Origin of the sequence: Pseudoalteromonas sp. TB64 (genome assembly GCF_000498095.1) — a bacterium.
GTDB lineage: Bacteria > Pseudomonadota > Gammaproteobacteria > Enterobacterales > Alteromonadaceae > Pseudoalteromonas.
In genome coordinates, this window is the sequence record NZ_AUTQ01000090.1 from 13,636 (window position 1) to 34,844 (window position 21,209).

Annotated in this window: 17 protein-coding genes and 1 pseudogene; 8 read left to right on the plus strand and 10 right to left on the minus strand. The window is 37.9% G+C overall.

Features of this window, described 5'->3' with window-relative positions:
• The first annotated feature begins 231 nt into the window (after positions 1-231).
• A complete protein-coding gene (locus L647_RS0106095; RefSeq protein WP_024610373.1) occupies positions 232-1,311 on the plus strand; it encodes a ketoacyl-ACP synthase III in 1,080 nt (359 codons plus the stop codon).
• 68 nt (positions 1,312-1,379) lie between these two features.
• Positions 1,380-1,766 (plus strand): VOC family protein, encoded by a 387-nt coding sequence (locus L647_RS0106100; protein ID WP_024610374.1) that lies wholly within the window; start codon positions 1,380-1,382, stop codon positions 1,764-1,766.
• Between the two features lie 38 nt (positions 1,767-1,804).
• On the opposite strand, the gene L647_RS0106105 is transcribed toward L647_RS0106100, so the two are convergent.
• Both L647_RS0106105 and L647_RS0106110 read right to left on the minus strand, forming a co-directional pair.
• A complete protein-coding gene (locus L647_RS0106105) occupies positions 1,805-3,169 on the minus strand; it encodes a leucyl aminopeptidase family protein (RefSeq protein WP_024610375.1) in 1,365 nt (454 codons plus the stop codon).
• 88 nt (positions 3,170-3,257) lie between these two features.
• The gene (locus L647_RS0106110; protein WP_024610376.1) at positions 3,258-3,680 is read right to left on the minus strand and encodes a hypothetical protein; all 423 of its coding nucleotides are present in this window, start codon (positions 3,678-3,680) and stop codon (positions 3,258-3,260) included.
• A gap of 104 nt (positions 3,681-3,784) precedes the next feature.
• Here L647_RS0106110 and L647_RS1000000125200 point away from each other — a divergent pair, with 104 nt between their 5' ends.
• The 3 genes from L647_RS1000000125200 to L647_RS0106125 all read left to right on the plus strand — a co-directional run bounded on the left by L647_RS1000000125200 (position 3,785) and on the right by L647_RS0106125 (position 8,554).
• Entirely contained in the window at positions 3,785-3,955 is a 171-nt protein-coding gene (locus tag L647_RS1000000125200) for an oxidoreductase-like domain-containing protein (RefSeq protein ID WP_076917042.1), read from the plus strand.
• Between the two features lie 335 nt (positions 3,956-4,290).
• Entirely contained in the window at positions 4,291-6,870 is a 2,580-nt protein-coding gene (locus tag L647_RS0106120; RefSeq protein ID WP_024610378.1) for a TonB-dependent receptor, read from the plus strand.
• A gap of 250 nt (positions 6,871-7,120) precedes the next feature.
• The gene (locus L647_RS0106125; RefSeq protein ID WP_024610379.1) at positions 7,121-8,554 is read left to right on the plus strand and encodes a sulfotransferase; all 1,434 of its coding nucleotides are present in this window, start codon (positions 7,121-7,123) and stop codon (positions 8,552-8,554) included.
• On the opposite strand, the gene L647_RS0106130 is transcribed toward L647_RS0106125, so the two are convergent.
• Positions 8,551-9,459, minus strand: a complete 909-nt coding sequence (locus tag L647_RS0106130) for an alpha/beta fold hydrolase (protein ID WP_024610380.1) — start codon at positions 9,457-9,459, stop codon at positions 8,551-8,553. The two genes, L647_RS0106125 and L647_RS0106130, sit on opposite strands and share 4 nt — an antisense overlap.
• A gap of 128 nt (positions 9,460-9,587) precedes the next feature.
• Here L647_RS0106130 and rlmF point away from each other — a divergent pair, with 128 nt between their 5' ends.
• Both rlmF and ltaE read left to right on the plus strand, forming a co-directional pair.
• On the plus strand, positions 9,588-10,520 hold the full coding sequence (rlmF, locus tag L647_RS0106135; protein WP_024610381.1) for a 23S rRNA (adenine(1618)-N(6))-methyltransferase RlmF: 933 nt from the start codon (positions 9,588-9,590) through the stop codon (positions 10,518-10,520).
• Between the two features lie 23 nt (positions 10,521-10,543).
• Complete coding sequence (gene ltaE, locus L647_RS0106140) at positions 10,544-11,548, plus strand: low-specificity L-threonine aldolase (protein ID WP_024610382.1); 1,005 nt, start codon at positions 10,544-10,546, stop codon at positions 11,546-11,548.
• Here ltaE and L647_RS0106145 read toward each other — a convergent pair.
• The 7 genes from L647_RS0106145 to L647_RS0106175 form a co-directional block, all read right to left on the minus strand.
• Positions 11,531-12,115 (minus strand): thymidine kinase, encoded by a 585-nt coding sequence (locus L647_RS0106145; RefSeq protein WP_024610383.1) that lies wholly within the window; start codon positions 12,113-12,115, stop codon positions 11,531-11,533. The two genes, ltaE and L647_RS0106145, sit on opposite strands and share 18 nt — an antisense overlap.
• A 359-nt stretch (positions 12,116-12,474) precedes the next feature.
• The gene (locus L647_RS0106150) at positions 12,475-12,945 is read right to left on the minus strand and encodes a methylated-DNA--[protein]-cysteine S-methyltransferase (RefSeq protein ID WP_024610384.1); all 471 of its coding nucleotides are present in this window, start codon (positions 12,943-12,945) and stop codon (positions 12,475-12,477) included.
• Complete coding sequence (locus L647_RS0106155) at positions 12,945-14,300, minus strand: AlkA N-terminal domain-containing protein (protein ID WP_024610385.1); 1,356 nt, start codon at positions 14,298-14,300, stop codon at positions 12,945-12,947. Before L647_RS0106155 ends, L647_RS0106150 begins: the two co-directional genes overlap by 1 nt.
• 74 nt (positions 14,301-14,374) lie before the next feature.
• Positions 14,375-14,986 carry a superoxide dismutase gene (locus L647_RS0106160; RefSeq protein WP_024610386.1) on the minus strand — a complete coding sequence of 204 codons (612 nt, stop codon included), beginning with the start codon at positions 14,984-14,986 and terminating at the stop codon, positions 14,375-14,377.
• Between the two features lie 12 nt (positions 14,987-14,998).
• Entirely contained in the window at positions 14,999-15,505 is a 507-nt protein-coding gene (locus L647_RS0106165; RefSeq protein WP_024610387.1) for a hypothetical protein, read from the minus strand.
• A 76-nt stretch (positions 15,506-15,581) separates the two neighbouring features.
• On the minus strand, positions 15,582-16,064 hold the full coding sequence (locus L647_RS0106170; protein WP_024610388.1) for a GNAT family N-acetyltransferase: 483 nt from the start codon (positions 16,062-16,064) through the stop codon (positions 15,582-15,584).
• A gap of 10 nt (positions 16,065-16,074) precedes the next feature.
• On the minus strand, positions 16,075-20,838 hold the full coding sequence (locus L647_RS0106175; RefSeq protein ID WP_024610389.1) for a PAS domain-containing protein: 4,764 nt from the start codon (positions 20,836-20,838) through the stop codon (positions 16,075-16,077).
• Between the two features lie 261 nt (positions 20,839-21,099).
• On the opposite strand from L647_RS0106175, the pseudogene L647_RS1000000126340 reads away from it, so the two are divergent.
• Positions 21,100-21,209: pseudogene (locus L647_RS1000000126340) on the plus strand (cation transporter); the annotation flags it as partial.

Sequence of the window (21,209 nt, forward strand, 5' to 3'; positions counted from 1 at the left end):
ATTAGGCTGATAAGGGCAGAGTTATTTATTACTTAAATGCATTACTTGTTGCTAATAAACAGGCTTTGTATTCAACCTTTGTCTGCTCTTTTTTATACCGATAAACCTTAAACATCCGTCAATTTTGAATATTTAAGGTACAAACCCTGTTATGAACTAGTCTTGAAAGCTGTTTTTTGGTATAACTCCCCCATTAGTAACACATGTCATACCACTTTAAGAGGACATACTATGTCTTACGCACATATCACTGGTTGGGGTAAATGTATTCCACCAGCAAGCATTAGCAACGATGAAATTAGCGAAATAGTAAATACTAACGACGAGTGGATAACCTCGCGTACCGGCATTAAATCTCGTCGAGTGAGCCACGTAAGTACCGCCGAATTAGCTACAGTTGCCGCTAAACACGCTATTGCGTGTGCAGGTGTTGACCCTAAAGATATCGATTTGGTGATATTAGCAACCTGTACTCCCTCAACTGTAGTGGCAAATACGGCATCACAGGTGCAAAAAAACATTGGCGCAACCGGCGCTGCGGCTATGGATACTAACGCGGCATGTTCGGGCTTTTTATATGCACTGCAAGCTGCTACGGCACAAATTCAAGCGGGTATGATCAAAAAAGCAGTGGTAATTGCTGCCGAACGCATGACCTGGTACGTAAACTGGGCACGTCGCGATAGCGCTGTTTTATTTGGTGACGGAGCAGGTGCAGTCGTACTTGAAGCTGCAGACACGCCAGCAGGTTTACTTGCAAGTAAAACCGGTTGCGACAGTGAAGATCGCGATATTTTGCACATTACTAACTTTGGTAGCAATTTAAATAAGTATGAGCCAATTGGCCCTTCTGATTTATTGTTTGAAGGTCGTGAAATTTTCAAACGTGCAGTAAAAGGCATGAGCGAAGCGTGCGACGATGTACTTAAACAAGCCGATTTGAGCCTCGATGACATTAATGTACTTGTGCCGCATCAGGCTAACTTACGTATTATTCAGGCTATTCAACATCGTTTAAAAGTACCTGACGAAAAAGTAATGGTTAACATTGGTGAATATGGTAATACCTCTGCGGCAACAATTGCTATTGCGTTATGTGAAGCGGTTGAACAAGGGTTAATTAAGCCGCATTCAAACATTATGTCTGCTGCATTTGGTGCAGGTCTTACGTGGGCTGCAAGTTACATAAAATGGGGCGAACGTGTAACGCCTATTAGTGTAAGTGATGCAGCTTTACCCTCGTGTGATAAAACAGGTTTAGAGCTTGTTGCACCAGCGGTTAAAGCATGTAAAGAAGCAGAGCCAAGCTAAGCTTAATAATTTATAAGCACAAATAAAACGCACTTAATAAGTGCGTTTTTGCTTTTAGGGAATTGAATTTGAAACTTTTAGGTATTCATCACACTGCTATTATTTGCAGTAACTATGCACGTTCTAAACATTTTTATAGTAATGTACTTAAACTTAACGTTATTAATGAGCACTTTAGAGCAGAACGTAATTCTTATAAATTAGATTTAGTTATGCCCGATGGCAGCCAAATTGAGTTGTTTTCGTTTGATGATGCACCAGCAAGACCAAGCTATCCCGAAGCCCAAGGTTTAAGGCATTTAGCGTTTAAAGTAGCTAATGTACAGAGTGCGAAAGCATATTTAGAGTCGTGTAATGTAAACGTTGAGGATATTAGGGTAGATGAAATAACCGGCAAAAAGTTTACCTTTTTTGCCGATCCAGACAATTTACCACTTGAGCTATACGAGGTTTAAAGTTCATAAGCTCAAGTGTTTGCTATTGATTAAAAAACTTACTTATTAAAACGATTTTGTAGGTAAGTAAACACTGCACGAATACCTAATGCTTCGCCGCCTGTTGGGCGACCAGGTAAAGCACGTAAGTTCCATGCCATTACATCAAAATGTACCCATGGTGTTGTTGGTTCAACAAATTCTTTTAAGTAAAGCGCCGCAGTAATAGCACCACCAAACGGTGTGCTTGCACAGTTTGCCATATCGGCTACATCACTTTTTAATAAGCTTTTGTATTGCTCAAACAACGGAAGTTGCCAAACAGGATCGTGTACACTTAAACCTGAATCAATAATACCGTTCGCTACGTCGCGCTCTGTTGAGAAAAAGCCCGGAAGTTCAGTGCCTAGCGCAACACGACATGCACCCGTAAGGGTCGCAAAATCAATAATAAGTTCAGGATTATCGTTTTGTGCTTCACTTAGCGCATCACATAATACTAAACGCCCTTCCGCGTCGGTATTATCAATTTCGACCATAATACCTTTGCGTGTTTTAATTACATCACCTGGGCGAAATGCATTACGCGATACGGCGTTTTCAACTGCAGGTACAAGCACGCGTAATCTAATTGGCAAATTAGCTGCCATAATAAGTTGTGCTAGTGCAATAACATGCGCGGCGCCGCCCATGTCTTTTTTCATGTTACGCATACCAGAGCTTGGTTTTAAATCAAGTCCGCCTGAGTCAAAACATACGCCCTTGCCTACTAGCGTAATTAATGGAGCGTCTGCTGCGCCCCATTTTAAATCAAGTAAACGTGGTTTGTTTTCACTTGCACGACCTACCATATGAATAGTGGGGTAGTTTTGCTCTAGTAACTCATCACCAATCCACTGCGAAAATTCACCGTTGTAAGTTGCCGCTAAATCTTCCATCACTTGTGATAAGTGTTGCGGCATCATATCAACCGCAGGCGTGTTAACTAAATCACGCGCAAGTGTAATTGCATCTGCTTGTTGGCTAATGCGTTCAAACAGCGCTTTGTCGTTAATTGCCAATTGCGCTTTTGCTGTTGGCTTTTCTTTGTATTCACTAAATTCGTAACCACCAAGCACAAACCCTAGCGCAACCTGCTCTACAAAAGCACTGTCGCCTTGAATTTGATAAGTACCGATAGGAAGTGTATTTGCTAAATTACCTGCTGCCCAAAAATCATCGCTACTTTGCATTAAGCAAAATACTTGGCTTAGCTCACCTGTTGTAGCATCCGGAATTAGCGCTAATCCTTGCTTTTCAAAGCCTGTGTTGTTTAACCAGTTTTGTATAAATGCAGGTTGCTGAGTTTGCCAGTCGGATAATTCGTTTTTTAAAATAAATGATAAAGGAATACCAGAAGAAGTATGACGAAGTAATGCACTCATTAAATAGCTCGTATAATATAAAAATGGTACCTAGGAGCATATCAATAAGCACACTTAAAAGGTATCGCTAATTTAGAGAGATTTCAGGTTACTTTTGCAGCGGTTTTTTGTGAGTTTGCTTTTGATTTTCTTGCGCTATTTCTTTATCAATGTCTTTAATTGACTTGTTCATGCTAAACGAGCTTGGCAGCACGTCAACCCCAGCTAAACGCCCTAATTTAACAACTAAGGGTATGGTAAGCGGAGCAAAGGGTAAAACTGCAAATACGCCTAGTCCTAATCCTTTTAAAATATCAACAAACTGCTCGTTTGCTCTTTTTAGCTCTGCCTTATTAGTTTGCCCTTGCGTGTAGCGTCTATAAATAGACAGCATTTCTATGGTTTCTTTTTTTTCTTGCGCTAGGGCAATTTTAAGCGCCACCATAGCACGACGAAAACGCAGCTGTTGGCGCTTTTTACTAATTTTAACGACCCGCCATGGTGCACGGTGAATAACTTTATATAATTGCATAACTTGCATTTTCACACACAGAGCTTAGTTAACAAAGAATAATTTACTTGCTAGTGCAGTTACTTTACTCTTTGCACCAATTTAGTACTTATAAACGATTTAACATGCAACCAACACCAAACGCTATAATAACTAAACCAGAGCGCCCTAACTCTGATGAATGTTGTGGCGGAGGTAGCTGCTCACCCTGTGTATGGGACGAATACAAACAAAAATTAGCGTTATGGAAAACAACACAACTACCCTCTAAAACACTCAATGAAAATACAAAATAGCAACATTTAAAACCTAATTTTTGCATTAAATGACCTCCCTGTATTCATTTTGCACTTATTTTGTTCAATTATGCCAAGCCAACGCACCATTGTTGCACTTTTGTTTCACTTACACCTTTTTGTTACCAAATAGTTAATTAACGATTGCTCTCCTTGTTTTTTATGTATAGGCTGTAAATAGGAACTCACAAAAAGTAAGCTTAATTGATTAGGCATTTTGAAGAAGCAACAATTATTTTTTCAATACTTACGTGAAAAGTTTACTAAATTTAAAATAAGCGATATGTAAATATAACGTCGCAACATAAAAATTATTCTAACTGGGGAAAATTAGGATGAAACTTAAAAATAGAGCGCTAAATCAAGCAATTAAATTTGCTTTAGCTACAACCACTGCAGGGTTGTTTATTTCAGGTTCTGCTATTGCAGCAGATGAGCAAGCACAAGTTAAAGTTAATAAAAACTTAGAAAAAATTGCCGTAGTAGGCACGCGTTCGGCTCCTCGTTCAATTGGTGATTCACCGGTTCCTATTGATATTATTGGCGGCGAAGAATTAGAACGCTCGGGCAACACCGACATGCTTGAGCTATTAAAAGGTGCGGTTCCTTCGTTTAACGTTCACCAAAACCCTATTAGCGATGCGGCTTCTCTTGTTCGCCCAGCTAACTTACGTGGTTTACCATCAGACAGCACATTGGTTCTTTTAAACGGCAAACGTCGTCACCGTGCATCTGTAATCGCATTTTTAGGCGGTGGTATTAACGATGGTGCACAAGGCTCTGACATTTCAGTTATTCCTAGTATTGCTATTAAACAAGTAGAAGTACTTCGTGATGGTGCTGCTGCACAATACGGTTCTGATGCGATTGCGGGTGTAATGAACTTTCAATTAAAAGACGCATCTGAAGGCGGTAAATTAGAAGTTCGCCACGGCCAATTTTACGAAGGCGACGGCGACACGACACAAGTTTCGGGTAACGTGGGTTTACCATTTACCGACAATGGTTTTGCTAACTTAAGTTTTCAATATAAAACAGCCGATGCAACAAGTCGCTCAGTTCAACGTCAAGATGCTGCAGACTTAATTACTGCGGGTGTACCTGATGTATCTTCGCTTGCACAAGTTTGGGGCGCGCCAGAAGTAGATGACGACATTACTATTTTTGGTAATGTCGGCCTAGAGCTAACAAACGATTCTGAATTTTACATGTTTGGTAACTACTCTGAACGTGATGTACGTGGTGGCTTTTACTACCGTAATCCGCAAACCCGTTCAGGTGTTTACTCAAACGATGGCGGCGAAACGTTGCTAGTAGCAGATTTAACACCAGACATGAGTGCTAACTGCCCTACTATTGCAATTGATGCCAATGTGTTAGACAACCCAGACTATATTAGCGGTGTTGCTAACAACCCTGATTGTTTTGCATTTAACGAAGTATTACCGGGTGGCTTTACACCTAACTTTGGTGGCAACATAACTGATACCTCTTTAACAATCGGTACTAAGGGTATGTTCACCGATGGCTTTATGAAAGATGTTTATTATGATTTAAGCGGAAGTGTTGGTTTAAATGAATCTCGTTACTTCATTTACAATACTGTTAATGCTTCTTTAGGTCTTGATACACCGAGAGACTTTAGCCCTGGTAAATACAGCCAATTAGAAAAGAACTTTAATTTAGACCTTTCAAAAGGCATTGATTTTGGTTTAGCGTATGATGTAAATGTAGCCGGTGGCTTAGAGTGGCACGAAGAAACCTTTACTATTACCGCAGGAGACGAGGAGTCTTACACTGCGGGCCCACTAACTGATCAAGGCTTTGGTATTGGCTCAAATGGTTTTCCTGGATTTAAACCATCACAAGCAGGTGAGTTTTCTCGTCGCAACTATGCCGCTTATGTAGACATTGAAGCCCCGTTTACTGAAGACTTTTTAGTAGGCTTAGCACTTCGTTTTGAAGACTACGATAGCTTTGGTACCACAACTAACTACAAAGTAATGGCGCAATACCATTTAACAGAAGATTTAAATATTCGTGGCTCTGTAAGCAGCGGTTTCCGTGCTCCTACAGTTGGTCAAGCTAATGTAAGTAACGTACAAACAAGCCTAGACAGCGGCGTACTACAAGATTCGGCACTGCTTCCGCCAACTAACCCAATTGCAATTCAGTTAGGTGGTACAGAGCTTGAACCTGAAGAATCACAAAGCTTTACACTCGGTGCTGTATACACAATCGGTGAGTTATTTTTAACACTTGATTACTACAATATTCAAGTAGATGACCGTATTAGCCAATCAGATAAAATTAACTTAAGCCAAGCTGATAAAGATACCCTTACTGCTGCAGGAGTTCCTAATGTACAGGGTCTTGCACAGGTAAGCTTTTTCACTAACGACTTTGATACAACAACACAAGGCATTGATTTAGTTGCAAACTATACAGCTGAACTAATGGGCGGAAGCTCAACGTTTAGCCTTGCATATAACTGGAATGACACTGAAGTTACTCAATTTAGTGAAATTACAGGTGCATTTAAAGTTAAGCGCTTAGAAGAAGATTTACCTAATCACCGTGCTACTTTTACACTGTCTCAACAGTGGGAAGATATTTCGGCATTTACTCGCTTAAATTACTACGGTGAATACCAAGGTGTTCACGTTGACTACGATGCAACCGCTAAAACAGCAGATGCTGCTGTAACAGTTGATGCAGAGGTTACGTACTTCTTAAACGAATCAGTTAGCTTCTCAGTTGGTGCTCAAAACATATTTGACCAAGATGCAGAAAAACTTGATTTTGCAGATACTGCTGGTGTGCCAAACAATAACTGGGGTGGACAATTCTACGAAACATCTCCGTTTGGTATTAATGGTGGTTTTTACTACGCTAAAGCAACGTATACTTTTTAAACTTTTTTCATGATACCCCAAGGCGAAATGTTAAAGACATTTCGCCTTTTTAGTTTTATAGTTAATAAAAAACAATAATGTACAATACCAATTGCATTGAATAAGTGTTCTATTATAGCGCTCAGAAAATAGCGTAATAACAAGGCGAAAACTATGATATGTAGTTGCTCTGTATGAATCATTTTTAACGCAGTGAGTACGCTATTTAATGCGATAGAATAATTATTTCTTTAATAAAATTGGTATAACTATGCTACTCACTAAAGCCAACCAACTACTTGACCAAAACAAACTCAAAGAAGCAGAGTTTCATTATAAAACACTCTTAAAAAGCAGCCCTGAAAATGGCGATGCACTATTTGGTTTAGGTAGAATTGCATTAAGGCTAGAGCGCTTTGATGCTGCTGTTTATTTACTGCAAAAAGCATGCGAACGATTACCTAAAATGCTTGAACCACTGCATGCATTAGCTGATGCGTTTAACGGCGTAAACTCCCCTAAAGACGCACTTACTGTACTTGAGTATGCAAAAAGCCTAGCCATTAATAACCCCGAGCCTCACTACTACTTAGCGCAGCATTATTTAACATACGGCGATTTAAACAAAGCACACACTACATTTGCACATGCGCTGAGCATGGGGCTTTACCCCGTTACGGCTTACATTTTATTTGAATTAGTTCAATTAGGGCGTTTTAATAAAGAACATAACTACGTAAGTAACTTGCATCACTTTTTAACTCAAACTAATAATCTACGATTAAAAATGGTGTGTTATTACGCTTTAGCAAAGAGTTATGATGCGCTTGAGGATACTGATCAAGCATTTAACTATTTTGTATTAGCAAATAAGCTACAAAGAAAGCTGAGTAACTTTAATACCGATGATTTAGCTATTTTTTACGATGAAATAATTAAATGTAATAGCAATACACTTATTAGCTCTGCCGACAAACAGTTTACAGGTAATGTAACCCCTGTTTTTATAATTGGTATGCCTCGAAGTGGTTCTACATTACTTGAACAAATGCTCGCTAATCACAGTCAATTTAGCAGCATAGGTGAAAGCACAAGTATAAGTAACAATGTGGCTGCTTTTTTAGAGCAAAAAACGGGCTTTGCGTATCCACAATGCTTAAACCATTTAACACATGAACTCGTTGTTCAAGCCCGCGAAATTTACATAACCACGTTAAAAACCGCTACGCCTATTAAACCGTTTATTATTAATAAACTACCCAGTAACTATCAGTCTATTGGGCTTATACATATATTATTTCCGAATGCGAAGTTTATAAATTTGACCCGCGACTTTAACGCTACAGCGTTTTCTGTTTTTAGTAATTACTTTGCTGAAAACGAACCTTACTTTTGCTCACTTGTTGAATTTAAGCAATATCATGCTTTATATGAAAAGCTCATGATTCACTGGCAAACAATACCAGCACTGTCTATTTACAACATAAACTACGAAGAATTAGTAACGAACCCAGTAGAGCAACTTACATCACTCCTGCAATTTTTAGGCTGTAACTTTGAAGAAAGCTCATTAGCATTTTATAAACGTAACGCCCCCGTAAATACATTAAGTAAACACGCTATTCGCAAACCAATAAACAACACCGCTATTGTAAAATGGGAGCGCTATAAAACGCCTTTACTAAAATTATTTGATGAAAGCTAAATGGTAGGATGGTCGTTAAACCAATTAAGTAAATCTTTAAATTGATCATCCCGCGCACTTGGATGGGTAAGCATATTAATATGATCGTAATCAAAACTATGCCCGTGTTTACGACCATAAATTCGCATTTGTTGTATTCCGGGTCCTGATTCATCCATAAATTTTTGTATATCGATTGGTTGCGCTAACGCTTTATCTTTTACTGCGGCTATATGTAACGTAGGTGGTAAATGCATGTTTTTGAGTGCTTGTGCATAATTAAAGCCGTCATCTGAGTCTACCCATGGACTTTTTTTAGCCCACTGCATACTTTGAAAATGCGATTTTTTGGTTTCATTATCACTCCCCCACTTTAAACGTTTTGCGGGTAAATAACCGTGTTTTTTAGCAAGTAAAGGCGCCATAAAATACCAAATCAAATTGGCTTGCACTAACTTTTTAGGATGATTATTAAACAATGAACGCTTGGTACCAAAATATGCACACGCTTTTACATCGTTAATATAATGAGGGAACCGAGCAAACGCGCTGTTCATAAGTACACCGCCCCACGAATGCGCTACCCAATAGTCAGGCTTTTTACCTTCGAGTAATTCTATTTGATTAATAAAAGCGGGAATATCTTCTAAAATAGATTCGGTTTGTCCATATTGTGATTCACTTGAAATAACAGGTTTGCTATCACCTCGGCCGCGTAAGTCAGCAACGTAACAACGATAACCGTGTTCAGCTAAAAAAGGCGCTAACCCTTTATTGCTGTGAGTATAAAAAATTTTACCGTTTTCAATCGCCCCATGCATAAAAAAAACAACAGGACCTTGTTTATTATCATCACTTATACGGCGTAAATGAAGAGTTTGCTGAGGATTTAAATCAATTATTATTGACTGCTGAGAAATGCCCACGGTGATTCCTTTTTATTATTATAAACTCATCCTACCAGTAATTTTAAATATACCAAAGGAAATGTCTGCACTTTACCCACCCGCATTTGTTACACTTACGCCATTGTATCTGTTGTTAAAATGAACCCATGAAAGAAAATACTACACGCTCAAAGTTACACCCAAGAAACCAGCATAAAAATGGTTACGATTTCAACCTACTAACAACAGAACACCCTGCTCTGCTGCCTTTTATGATTACAACCCCTGCGGGAACGCAAAGCATTGATTTTAGCGATAACAAGGCTGTAAGAACACTCAATCAGGCTCTTTTAAAAGCCCATTACAATGTGGACTTTTGGGATATTCCTGAGCACAACTTATGCCCTCCAATTCCTGGAAGAGTAGATTACATACACTATTTAGCTGATTTGTTGAGCGACGATAATCAACAAAATATTCCTCTAGGTAAGCAAATTAAAGTATTGGATATAGGCACTGGCGCTAACTTAGTATATCCGCTTACAGGAATGCATGAATATAAATGGCATTTTACGGGTACCGATATTGATGCTGCATCAATAAAAATAGCGAAACAAATTGCGCAATTTAATGGTTTAAAAATAACCTTAAAACACCAAAAAAATGCTGCATCTATTTTTAACGGCATTGTAAATCAAAAAGAGTTATATCATTTAACTTTATGTAACCCTCCGTTTCATGCAAGCGCTGAAGAAGCATCTAAAGGCAGCGAACGAAAGTGGAAAAACTTAGGTAAAGCCCCGAGTAACGCCCTTAATTTTGGCGGTCATAATAATGAGTTATGGTGTGATGGCGGTGAAGTTAAATTTATCTCTAATATGATTAAAGAAAGCGAAAACTTTGCTGAGCAAGTTATGTGGTTTACTTCTTTGGTGTCTAAAAAAGATAACATTGCAGCACTAGAAGAGGTATTAAAAGCTCACCCAATAGCACAATATAAAATAGTTGATATGGCACAAGGTCAAAAAATTAGCCGCTTTATTGCATGGAGCTATTTTGATAAAGACACTCGCGAACAAATTTGTAGCGAGCTGGCTTAAGTTATAAAAAGGATAAGGCAATCATGATAGATTTTCGATCTGATACAGTAACAAAACCCTCTAAAAAAATGCGCGATATTATGCACAACGCACCTGTTGGTGACGATGTATATGGCGATGATGAAAGCGTTAACCAGCTAGAAGCTTATGCGTGTGAGCGTTTTAATTTTGAAGCCGCACTTTATTGCAGCTCAGGTACACAAGCGAACTTACTTGCGTTAATGGCGCATTGTGAACGAGGTGACGAATACATTTGTGGTCAGAATGCCCATAACTATAAGTTTGAGGGTGGCGGCGCAGCCGTTTTAGGCTCTGTTCAACCACAACCTATCGAAAATGAAGCAGACGGTAGCATCCCCTTCAGTAAAATAGCTGCAGCGATAAAACCAGACGATTGCCATTTTGCTAAAACCCGATTGCTTAGTTTAGAAAATACGATTGGCGGCAAAGTACTCCCTCTTGAATACTTAGCCCAAGCACGCAATTTTGTTAATACACATAATTTAGCACTGCACTTAGATGGCGCACGTGCATTTAATGCTGCCGCTGAGTTAAAGGTTGATATAACTGACATTACAAAACACTTTGATTCAGTTTCTATTTGTTTATCTAAAGGCTTAGGTGCACCCGTTGGCTCTTTATTATTAGGCTCACAAACCCTTATTGATAAAGCAAGACGCTGGAGAAAAGTACTTGGCGGCGGTATGCGTCAAGCTGGAATGCTTGCAGCTGCTGGGCAGTACGCACTTGAGCATAATGTAAATCGCTTGAGTGATGATCATGCAAATGCGCGATATCTTGCTCAAAAATTAAGTGCGCTAAGTGGTTTTACTGTTGATATGAGTAATACAACTAATATGGTTTACGCAACTTTTGAAAGTAGCATAAACATAGAAGGGATTGCTGAAGCACTTAAAAGCCAAGGAATATTATTTAGCCCAAGTAAACAACTCAGGCTAGTAACGCATTTAGATATTACGCGCGAAAATATTGATACATTTATAAATGCTTTATCGGCCCATATTTAAAGCGGCTTTATAATGTTTGCGGCATACCGAAACATATCGGTCATTGCCGCCAATTTCTACTTGGTTACCATCGGCTATTGCTTCACCGTTTTCATCTGTACGCAGTACGTGGTTAGCTTTACGACCACAATGGCATACCGTTTTAAGCTCAACTAACTTATCAGCCCATGCAAGTAAGTATTGCGATCCTACAAATAACTCGCCTCTAAAGTCGTTACGCAAGCCATAACATAATACCGGTATACCTAATTCATCAACCACGTCGGTTAATTGCATTACTTGTTCTTTTGATAAAAATTGGCATTCATCAACTAACACGCAATGGCGTTTTTTATCACTGTTAAGCGATTGAATAAGATCAAAAACATCTTTACTAGCATCAAATACGTGCGCATCAGCTTGTAAGCCTATACGAGACGATACTTTACCCACGCCTTGTCTGTCATCAATGGCTGCGGTAAGGATAACAGGTTCCATTCCACGTTCTTTATAATTAAATGCTGATTGTAATAACGTAGTTGATTTACCCGCATTCATTGCAGAGTAGTAAAAGTATAATTGAGCCATTGGGGTGCCATTTAATAAAAAGTGCGCTAATGCTACCCTAATATTAAATTAATACCAATTTGCATAGTTAATTTGCCAATAATATTTATTTTTTAAACACTAAGGCGCGTTGAACTTTGGGTTCTTCCTAGGACGATTGATTCTTTGTTTCATACATTAATCTAGATAAGGGGCGTAAGCAGGACGCGGAAGCTTTGCTCGGTTTTTACTTATTCTTACATGTATGTAAGGCAATAGAGTAACGCAGAAGCAGTTATCAAGCCCACTAGATTACAAACCTTGCGTCGTGATTAAATCGCCCCTAGATTAAACAAATTTCAATCCACAAAGGTCACACTCTTTAGTGGCGAGTGATGAATTTACATTAATCCTTCGTGCTCCAATAACCAACGTTTTCTATCAAGTCCACCCGCATAACCCGTTAACTTTGCATTTGCACCAATGATTCTATGGCACGGTACAATTATGCTAATCGGGTTTTTACCGTTAGCAGCACCGACTGCTCTTACTGCTTTTGGGTTATTTAAAGCATTAGCAATATAACCATATGTTTGAGATTGACCAAAAGGCACCGTTAGCAATGCTTCCCACACACTTTGTTGAAATGGCGTACCTTTGGTATCAAGTGGTACGTTAAAAGTGGTTCGTTCTTTATTAAAATACTCGTTTAATTGCGCAGCACAGATAAGTATTGCTTTGTTAGTAACCTTACTGAAAGGAGTATTTGTATGCTCGGTTGGTGGATAAAATCCAACGTAACTTACGCCTATGTCACTAGCCTGAATAATTATATCGTCTATTGGGCTTGGTATTTTTGTTTGAATTATCATTACAATTGCTGCCAAAGTTGAAACGTTAAATAAGAGCGAAAAGGTGCACAGTTAACTGCATCAAAAGGAGTGGCAGNAGCCGCCTGTGCTTTTTTAATCCCTAAGTCACCATCTAGTAAAATATCTGGCTGACTTTGGCCTCGCAGTTTAGCGTAATTTACGGTCCAAGGACCAATTCCTTTTAAGCTTAGCCATTCGTCTAAATCATCTGTATTAGGATTTAAACTACAATATTGAGCAAGGTTATGCAGTGCATTTTTACGTGCTTGTGGCATTTTAAAAAAACCAAAATCACTATTAGCAACTATCTCTGCCTCCGGAAAATAAATAGCGTTATCATGCTGCTCACCAAGCACATCTACAAGTTTGGTAACTAAATTATGAGCGGCTGTAACACTGACTTGCTGACCCAGCACGGCTCTAATTCCTGCTTCAAAACTTGACCAAATACCAGGTAACCTTAAACCTTCTGTTACATTAAAAGCACCATTTATATTATGTTTAATGTGCGTTTCAATTAAATTAATGTCTGCATCTAAATCAAGCACGCGCCGTATATTATTAATAATAGGCTGTAAGTAAAGCGTATTACTTATGCTTATCTCAACACTAAAATGATTTTTATCTCTTATAAATTTTGCATTAAAATAACCCTTGCAGTTTTTGTCTGAAAACGTGCGCCCGTAACTTGTATCACTTATCCACTCCATGGGCTTAATAAGTCGCTTAGCTAAAAATCCTTGCAAGGCAGCCCAATTATAAGGGGGTCTAAATGGCAAAATTAGTGTGATTGTAGAAGTTGGTGTTTTATCACTATTACGTATTTTTGAGGGTGCTATATTTAACTGCTGTAAAAATGCATCATTAAAACGCCGAATGCTTTTAAAGCCAGCTGCAAACGCTATTTCGGTAAGGGGTAAGTTTGTTTCTTGTAGTAGCTTTTTTGCAAAATGACATTGATTGAATAACCTGTATTGCGTGATCGACACGCCAAAAAACTGCTTAAATAAACGCCTTAAGTAACGGCTGCTTATACCTAATCTTGAAGCTAAATTTTCGCAGTCGTGTTCATCATTTTGATCTATTAACTGTTTTGCTCTAAGTGCAGTAGTTTTTGTCCCCTGCCATGCTGCACTGCCTGGGGCACTATCGGGCCGGCAACGAATGCAAGGTCTAAAGCCATCTTGCGCCGCGTTATGAGCAAATTGATAATAAGCAACGTTTTTTTCGTGAGCCGTTGGTGCTGGGCAAATAGGCCTGCAATAAATGCCGGTACTTTTTACCGCTACGTAAAAAAGCCCGTCAAAGCGAGGATCGCGACTCTGACGTGCTTTTTGCCAATGTGAAGTGTCCATAAACGGCTCTATAAGTTAACCTAATAAAGCCTAGCTTATACAAATAAACTCACATTACTAGCCATATTCGGAACTCAACTTACCGCAGCTAGGTAGCGTTTTTCAACTTCAGTCCAATTAATTACATTATAAAAAGCAGCAATATATTCAGGGCGTTTATTTTGATACTTCAAATAATAAGCATGTTCCCATACATCGAGCCCCAAAATAGGTGTATTACCTTGCATTAATGGGCAATCTTGATTTGCGCTGTTTTCTACAACCAATTTTTTATTTGGCGTTACACAAAGCCACGCCCAACCACTGCCAAATTGACTTAAAGCCGCTGTAGTAAATTTATCTTTAAATTCACTAAAACCACCCAACTCCTCATTTATAACGTCGCCAAGAATACCACTTGGTTCTCCACCACCTTGCGGGCTCATAACCTGCCAAAATAAACTGTGATTAAAATGCCCACCTGCATGTTCTTGCACTGCTTTTTGCAAATCACTTGGTAGCTCATTTATTCCCTTAAGTAACTCTTCAGCATTTTCGTTTGCATACACCGTGTCAGCTAAAGCTGCATTGGCTTTATTAATATACGTTTGATGATGCAAAGTATGATGAATATGCATTGTTTTACTATCAATATGAGGTTCTAGTGCATCGTATTCATAATCTAGTTTAGGTAAAGTAAACGTCATAAATAGTCCTTTTTAGTGCAATTGTTTGTTTGAAGGTGTGTTTGAGCTTAAACAAAAATTAACTTGCTCAATCAGTTCTGGAAAAGAAGGATACCGGCGTGCAAATGCGACAAGTTCAGCAGATGTTTTGAGGTAATGATGCCTACTCGCTTTTTGAACTTCATAATGAGTATGATTAATAAGCGGAGATAACGACAAATGCGCTTCACATAACCATTTACAGGCATTTTCGGGCTGTTGCATTGCAATATAGGTATCGGCTAAATTATGAGATGCAACAACCAGTGCTGGTAAGCAATGTTCTATAGCATAAATAACATTGTTATTTATTTGGGCACATAAAAACTGTTGTAATAAACGATTTGCGAGGGTTTTAGCTAAAAAATATTTATCACGCGCTTCAAGTAAAGCGCCTTGCTCAAAAGCGTAATTGCCCTGCATTATATTTGATTGCCAAGGACTTAATGCTTGCTCAAGATAAAGTAAATCTGGGTGGGTTTGTTTTTGACCTGAGATCATAAAATCATCTGCGCGTTTATCTAATGTGCTATTAACTTACACACCAACAAACGCAAATGCAAATGATTTTCATTATCTATTTAGCGAAATCTATTAACTCTTGTCCTGTTAATCTATAAATAATCCACTCTGTTTGTGGCTTAGCACCAATGCTATCGTAAAAATCAATTGCGGGTTTATTCCAATCAAGTACAACCCACTCAAATCGACCGCAATTGTTTTTTAGTGCTGTATTAGCTAAATGCTTCATTATTGCTTTGCCAGCCCCTTTACCACGGCTATCAGGGCTCACATATAAGTCTTCTAAGTACAGACCATTTTTTCCGAGCCAAGTAGAGTAGTTATAAAAATAAACTGCAAAACCAATTGCCTCATCACCATCTAAGCACAAAATACTATGCGCAGTTGCACCTTCACAAAATAATGTATCTAAAATAGCTTGCTCGTTAGTTTTAACTGCATCGGGTTCTTTTTCGTAAATTGCCAGTTCGTTGATAAAATGCAAAATTGTTTTTGCATCACTTGGCTTTGCATCACGAATTTCAATTACTTTGCTCATTTAATTTTCCCTAAATGTACTGATCTAATTTATCTTTTAAAGTATCTAGTTGAATTGGTTTACTTAAGTAGTCATCCATTCCTGCATCAAAACAGCGTTGTTTATCCGATTCCATAGCATTAGCTGTTAACGCAATTATTTTAATATCTTTATGCTTATCACCGGCATCACCATTTCTAATAGCGGTTGTTGCATCAAAACCATCCATTACTGGCATTTGGCAATCCATTAATACAATTTTGAAATAACCACGCTCGTGTTCACCTAAAATATCGACTGCTCGCTGACCGTTTTCTGCAAGTGTAATGTCGCAGTTTAGCTTTTTAAGCATTAGGGTAGACACTTGTTGGTTAATAAGATTATCTTCAACTAGTAATATATGTGCTGTTTCTGCTGGTTTTTCTTTTCGCAAAGACGAAATATAGCCAGAAGTTACCAATGGCAATACATCATTGTGTTTATTATTAGTAATAACAGAAAGTGCAGAAATCATATCAGCAGTTGTTACTGGCTTAGGAAAATAAGCCTGAAATCCTGCATCTGAATAACGCTGAGCCCCTTCCATTCCCGCTATACTGGTCATCATTACCAGTGGCATATTTTTATAATCACTATGTGCTTTTAGTTCTTTGCAAAGCGTAATGCCATCCATACCAGGCATTTGCATATCAAGTACTGCAATATCATACATTCCTTGTTTATTAGTAATGCGTTTTTCACACATTGCCAATGCTTTGTAAGCATCGCTGGCAAGCGCTACCTCTGCGCCCCAATTTTCTAACTGTTGAGATATAACAATACGATTTGTTTCGTTGTCATCAACAACTAATACTGATAAACCTTTTATATCGAGCTTTTGAATATAACGCTCTTTTTGATCGCCTTGAGTTACCAATATGGTCGCCGTAAATTCGCTTCCTTTACCAGCTTCGCTTGTAAGAGAAATAGAGCCACTCATCAGCTCGCATAATTGCTTACATATAGCTAAACCAAGCCCTGTACCGCCATACTCACGGGTTGTTGAAGCATCACCCTGCGAAAAAGGTGTAAATAGTTGCTGTTGTTTTTTATCATTGATCCCGATACCAGAATCTTTTACTTTTATTTTAAACGCTAAGCCTTGCTCTACTTTATCGACTTGAGCACTAATAACGACTTCACCTTCATTTGTAAATTTAACCGCATTACTTAATAAATTTGTAAGAACTTGCCTAATTCGACCAGGATCGCCACATAGTTGTGCAGGTTCGAGATGAACTAAATCAAGAATAATTTCAATGCCTTTTCCTTGTGCAGTAATTGCTTGCGCTGCGGCAATTTCGCCAATTAAATCTTGTGCATTAAAATTAATATTTTCGAGCTCAATTTTACCTGCTTCAGCCTTCGAAAAATCTAAAATATCATTAATAACACCTAATAATGAATGCGCACTACTTTTAGCAATACCAACTTTGGTTTCTATAGGTTTTGGTAACGGCTCTAACTGAATAAGTTCTAACATACCCAATACACCATTCATTGGTGTTCTAATTTCATGGCTCATTGTGGCTAAAAACTGGCTTTTAACTATTGCAGCATCTTCAGCTTTTATTAGCGCAACTTTAAGCTCTTCGGCAATTTCTTTACGACGTTGTGATACAAGCGTGCTACCCACTAGTGTTGCTAATGAGCGTAAATAGGTCTCTTCGCTTTGTGTCCAATTGTGATTCTCACCTACTTTTTCGGCGCACAAAACGCCCAGCTCACTGCTTCCGATAGAAATAACCGCGTCAAGCATAGACTTTATATTTAATGGTTCTATGTAATCATTGATAAACTCAACCGTAGCAGGATGGTTATTCACATCGTTAATTGCCGTTAAGTTTTGTTTGCGAAGAGCATGAAAATAATCAGGATAATCGATAACATTTAATACTGCGTCAGATTCAACAAACCCTTGGTCTTTAATATACAAACTATGGCAGGTCATAGCATTACAGGTATCGTTAAATATCCATAGCGTTGCACGCTCTACTTCTAATACGTCACACATTGATTTAACAATTAGCTTTTTAACTTGTTCAACATTGCTATTTTGTACCTCTGGTGCAATTGTTAGCTGAGCAAGGTTTTTATTGTATCTATTTGCTTTTTCACTTTCTAACTCAAGTCGCTTATGTGCATCAATATTTTGAAATGAACCAAACACACGTATGCATTTGCCATTTTTAAATTCAGCTTGCCCCATAGACTTAACCCAGCGCTCTGCTCCTTTATGGGTTAAAATAATAAGCTCAATACTCCAACTTTCTCCTAAAGAAACTGCTTTTTCAAAAAGTTGAGATATTTTATCTCGATGCTCTCCTGACTTGTAAAAATCAATTGCGGTTGCGAGATCTGGCTCATGATCGACAGGCAATTCATGAATCACTTTTACTTCATCTGACCAATAAAGTGTTTGTGCTTCTAAATCGATTTCCCATGCGCCTATTCGACCCTGTTTACTCATCGACTCTAGTAAACTTTGCTGACGGCTTATTTCTGATTGAGTGTTATAGCGCTCTGTTATATCTAATATAAATCCATCTAAATATAAAACATTACCCATGGCATCATAAATAGCTCGACCTTTCTCATTCATCCAATGGTATGTACCGTCGCTTATTTTTATTTTATATTCCACCGACCAAGGCTTTTTAGCAGCAATACATTTACGGATCTCTTTTTCAACTTCAGCATTATCATCTTCATGCATTAAACTAAAAAAGCTCAAATCTTTATTATTAATTAATTCATCCGGTGTATAGCCGGTAATTTCTGTAGTTTGCTCACTCATGTAAAGCATGGTCCATGTATCATCAAACGTACATCGATAAATAATACCTGGAATATTTGCAACCAATGATGCAAACCGATCACTACTACTTTGTAATTCAAATTCAGTATTTTTTTGATTTGTAATATCTAAATGCGTGCCAATCATTCGCTTTGGCGAACCATCATTGTTCCACTCAACTACTTTTGCAGTATCAAGTACCCAAACCCAATGACCGAGTTTGTGTTTCATACGTGTTTCGCTAACGTAGTAATCTGTTTTTCCTGCAAAGTGTTCTTTTAATTTTAAGTCGGATTCGATTAAATCTTCCGGATTAGCGTACTTATACCAAGTCTCAATAGTGCAAGGTTCTATATCACTCAGCTTGTAGCCAATTATTTCAGCCCAGCGGTTATTAAAGGTTATTCTGCTGGTATCTATGTACCAATCCCAAATACCGACAGCTGTACTGTCTATCACTAACTGAAGCTGTGTTTTATGTTGTTCTAGTTCAAGTTCTTGCAATTTTAATGCGGTCATATCTGTACGTATTGCAATATAACTTTGTGGTTTACCTTCATCATCTAAAAATGGCGCTATGGTTGTATCTACCCAATAAAAACCGCCATGCTTGGCTTTATTACATATTTGTCCATTCCAAATTTCGCCTTTTTGCAGCGTTTTATACATCTCTTTAAAAAACGCTTTAGGGTGCGTACCTGAATTGAGAAGTCGATGATTTTGGCCTAATAGCTGATGTTCTTTATAGCCGCTTACTTCACAAAACTTTTTATTTACAAAAGTAATAGTGCCTTTTAAATCAGTTACAGCAACAATGGCATGCTCATCTAGTGCAGCTTTTTGTTCTGCTAATTGTTTTAACGCTATTTGAAGAGCAGAACGTTGTTTTTGTAAAATACTTTTTTGCTCTTCCTTCGCTTTTACTAGCTTGTGAAGATCAATTGATAGCTGATTAAATTCAGTACTGTCTTTTAATATTGGAACTTTAACATCTTGTCCTTTTGTAATATTTTCAACAATTTTGGTTAACCGAATTAAAGGACGAGACAACCTGCGACCAAACCACCAAGACGAGCATAAAATAAGTAACAAAGCGCCTGCATTTGTTAAAATAGCAAGCTGCTTATAATAATCACTCCCCTGAAGGGCAACTTTAGTTGGTTTTGAAACAAGTAACTGCCAACCTTGTTCACCCAAAAAGTCTAAATCGCTAATGTAGCCATAAAACGTATTTTCACTCTTATTTTTATATGTAAATACTTGCTTTGAAGGAGAGCTATTTTGAGAAAAAAACTGAGGGTTTAACGCTGTTGTAGTTGCTTGCTTTTCAATTTTATTATTATGCATTACATAAAACGTAATGTTGGTACTGGCGGCATGTATTTGACTTAGATTATTTAGTAACCCTTGCAAATTTACATCAGCGAGTAATATTGCCTGCAACTGCTTGTTTGAATCTAATATAGGTAATGAAACTACATGGTGCTCTCGTCCATTCATTACAATAGAGCGAAAAAGTGTTTGCTGAATATTGTTTTTTTCAGCGTATATTTTTATAAAATCAGTTTGTATGGGTTGATTAAAAAAGGAAACATTAGGCGTAATTTCAGCAGATGAAGTATCGATAAACTCAACATGATTTACAAAGTCATACTGTTTAGTAAACTCGTTAATTAAGTTTTGTTTTTTAGCGGGGTTGTTTCCTAACCGTGATTTAAGTAAATAAAGGTCTTTAACATGATCTGAAAACCAAATATTGGCAAATTGCTTACCTATATTACTTAACTCATTAAGTTCGCTATTTGCATTTTGTTTAAGGGTGTTATTTACATGCTGAAAACTAAACCAAGTAAGCAAACACAATGGTCCTAACGCAATGATTATAAAGGTTATAATTAGTTTACTTCGAACAGATTGTCCTTTACCTGTTAACTCACCAAAGTTCAAACCTTTATCCATGCTTAATTTCCAGCAACTTTTAGTTATTTTATATTGCTTATATTAATGCATTAAATATGTAAAGACGCAAGTTTTGAACCGTAAACTCCTTAAAAAATCGATATTTAGCGCATAAACGTCTATCATTTAGGATTACAAATAATAGACGTTTATAACCATTTTTATCTTGTATTTATTCATACACAACATTGTGCTTATAGCGGTTGTAAACTTGTCATGATATAAGCATATATTATTATAAAATGTTTTTTTGAGAGCATTATGGGCCACGATCACTCGCACAGTCATGTAGATGAAAGTCAAAGTAATAAACAACTTACTGTTGCTGTAGTTATAAACGTTTTGCTTACAGTAGCGCAAGTTATTGGCGG